Consider the following 3,023-nt stretch of genomic DNA (forward strand, 5'->3'; position numbering starts at 1 on the left):
GCCCGGTGGTGGCGTCGAGGACGAGCAGCACCTCGTCCAGCGGGGCGTGCTTCTCGACGACCTTCATCCGATGTCTGTGCGGCGGTCGGGTCCGGCTGTCGGCTGTCGGAGGCGGTCTCGTTCATGGCTGTGTACCTGTTTTCCGGAGGTGGGAGGTCTCGCAGTGCAGCGAGAAGTTCCCTGTTCACAGGGGGTCTGCTGGAAAACCCGCAGAGGTTCACATCTCTGTACCGGGTTCAGCGATACGTCCGACGATGCGAACCAGAGTCCGGCAGGACCGGGCCGCGGTCAATGGTCCGGACCCATAACGTCGGATGCATTTCCGGCCAATCTCGCCCCGGATGGCTGACTCAGCGGTCAGTTCCGGCGGATTCCACGGTCAGGAATGCATCGGGGCCCGTGATCGTTGACGATGGGAGAACCACCTGTCGACAACCTAAGGATCGAGAGCTCGTGAGCAGCAAGGTCCCCCCGAAAATCCTCAACAACGGCGTCGAGATGCCCCAGCTGGGCTTCGGCGTGTGGCAGGTGCCGGACGACGAGGCCGAGCAGGCCGTCGCCACGGCGCTGGAGGCCGGGTACCGCAGCATCGACACAGCGGCGATCTACGGCAACGAAGAGGGCACCGGCAAGGCGATCGCCGCCTCCGGCGTTCCGCGTGCGGACATCTTCGTCACCACCAAGCTCTGGAACGCCGACCAGGGATACGACGCCACGCTCCGCGCGTTCGACGTGTCGCTGGACAAGCTGGGTCTCGACTACCTGGACCTCTACCTCATCCACTGGCCGCTGCCGGCCCAGGACAAGTACCTGGACACCTACAGGGCGTTCGAGAAGCTGTACGCCGACGGCCGCGTCAAGGCGATCGGTGTCTCCAACTTCCTTCCCGAGCACCTGGACCGGCTGATCGCCGAGACCTCGGTCATCCCGGCGGTCAACCAGATCGAGCTGCACCCGCACCTGCAGCAGCACGCCTCGCGCGAGGCCCACGACGAGCAGGGCATCGCCACCGAGGCCTGGTCGCCGCTCGGTCAGGGCAAGGGGCTGCTGGAGGTGCCGGCGATCGTCGCGATCGCGCAGAAGCACGGCCGCACTCCGGCCCAGGTCGTGCTGCGCTGGCACATCCAGCTCGGCAACATCGTGATCCCGAAGTCCGTGACGCCGTCCCGGATCAAGGAGAACATCCAGGTGTTCGACTTCAGCCTGGACACCGAGGACCTCGCGGCGATCAGCGCGCTCAACGAGGACCGGCGCATCGGTCCGGACCCGGGCACGTTCGACGTGAGCTGAGCGGTCCCCGCAGCGCACCGGCCGTCCCGCCGACAGCACGGCGGGGCGGCCGTTCGCCTTCTCCGACTCCCCGTCAGGGCACGTCAGCCGGGGTGCACGTCCGCGTGGACGACCTCGAACTCCTCCAGACCGACCACGGTCACGTGCGCCTTGGCGGAGTCCGCCCGTCGGGCGGCGGCCTGGCCCCCGCGTGACGCGGCCATCGAGGCACGGTCGACGAAGAGCGAGCCGGCCATGCCCCGCCCCCGCTGCCGGTCGACGAACAGGGCGCACCGGGCGAATCCCGGCAGCGCTTCCAGCCGGGGCACAGCCGAGGAACGGAACGTCTCGGCGAACAGGTCCGTGTCGGTGGGATCGAACTCGACCCAGGCGCAGCGCAGACCGCCGCCCGCCCTCGGCATCTGCGCCGAACGGAAGACCGCCACCTCGTAGTTGCGGACCGCGACGGTGCCCGCGAACGGCTCCAGCATCGGCCCGCGCCGTTCGCTCATCACCTGGTCGCTGTTGCGCCGGGCCGCCTCTGAGCCCCACCAGCTCACCGCGAGCAGTTTGCCCAGGTCCCGGTCGACGAAGACTCCCGCACCCCGGTACTCGGGGCGGTCCGCCAGCAGATCGCGTCCCTCGCTGTTGAGCGCCCTGATCGCGGCCTCGATCTTCGCCGGATCACCGGTGGCGTACACCGCGCGTACGAACATGACCCCTCGCCTCCCAGGAGCCACCGGAGCCACCGCTCAACCCCCGCACGGCTCCTGCGTAAATATTCGGAATGTTCCGCCCCACCAGTGTTCCCCGACGGTCATATCACCGCAATGCGCGACAATTTCCCGAGTTCACACCCAGGGCTTGACGCGGACATGCAGCCGGGTCCACCTTGTACGGCACCCGGTCAGGAAACTTTCCTAACAGAAGGGCACCCCCACAGTGCGCATGCGAACACTGACCCTTGCCGCGGCCTCCGGGGCCGCACTGCTCGCCGCCGGTGTGCTGCCCGCCAGCGCGTCCGGCGCCACCCCCAGGTCCGCCCAGGAGGGCTCGGTCAGCGCGGCGGACCTGCTCGCCAAGGTGAAGTCCTGTTCCCAGATCTCCAGCGGCAAGTACAAGACCGACGACGAGACCTCGGCCACGATTCCCGTCTGCGGCAAGAACGGCGCGGTCTTCTGGAAGGCCGACATGGACATCGACTGCGACGGCCAGCGCACCACCAACTGCAACGAGGACCGCGACCCCTGGTACCAGGACGACACCGCGTTCCACCAGTCCGACGGCAAGCCGCTGAAGGCCGAGTCGCTGCCGTACATCGTGGTTCCCAGCTCCAGCAGCATCTGGAACTACTCCAGCGCCGGCATCAAGGGCGGCGGCGTGGTGGCCGTGATCTACAACAACAAGGTCGAGTACGCGGTGGTCGGCGACACCGGCCCCACGAAGATCATCGGTGAGGCGTCGTACGCCACCGCCAAGGCGCTCGGCATAGACCCCGACCCGGCGACCGGCGGTGCCGACTCCGGCGTGACCTACATCCTGTTCAAGAACTCGAAGGTGTCCCCCATCGAGAGCCACAGCGCGGCGGTGTCCCTCGGTGACCAGCTGGCGAAGCAGTTCCTCGCCGACAACTGACCGGGGCGGTTCGCCGCCGGCCGAACACCCGGGGTGGGCGAGCCGCTCGGGCCGCCTCGGCGAGGGCCGCGGCGGTCCTGGCGATCTCGTCGCGGCCACCGTAGTTGATGCACACGGTG

3 protein-coding genes are annotated in these 3,023 nt (G+C 68.1%); 2 read left to right on the forward strand and 1 reads right to left on the reverse strand.

Annotated features, from left to right (window positions below; translation table 11 throughout):
• The first annotated feature begins 453 nt into the window (after positions 1-453).
• Positions 454-1,290 (forward strand): aldo/keto reductase, encoded by an 837-nt coding sequence (locus tag ABZ646_RS43835; RefSeq protein WP_360532593.1) that lies wholly within the window; start codon positions 454-456, stop codon positions 1,288-1,290.
• Positions 1,291-1,373: 83 nt separating this feature from the next.
• On the opposite strand, the gene ABZ646_RS43840 is transcribed toward ABZ646_RS43835, so the two are convergent.
• The gene (locus ABZ646_RS43840) at positions 1,374-1,985 is read right to left on the reverse strand and encodes a hypothetical protein (RefSeq protein ID WP_360532596.1); all 612 of its coding nucleotides are present in this window, start codon (positions 1,983-1,985) and stop codon (positions 1,374-1,376) included.
• Between the two features lie 226 nt (positions 1,986-2,211).
• Between ABZ646_RS43840 and ABZ646_RS43845 the strand changes: the two genes are divergently transcribed.
• Positions 2,212-2,904: a glycoside hydrolase family 75 protein gene (locus tag ABZ646_RS43845; RefSeq protein ID WP_360532599.1), complete on the forward strand. Its 693-nt coding sequence runs from the start codon at positions 2,212-2,214 to the stop codon at positions 2,902-2,904.
• Positions 2,905-3,023 lie beyond the last annotated feature (119 nt).

Source organism: Streptomyces sp. NPDC007162 (genome assembly GCF_040634175.1).
Taxonomy (GTDB): Bacteria; Actinomycetota; Actinomycetes; order Streptomycetales; family Streptomycetaceae; genus Streptomyces.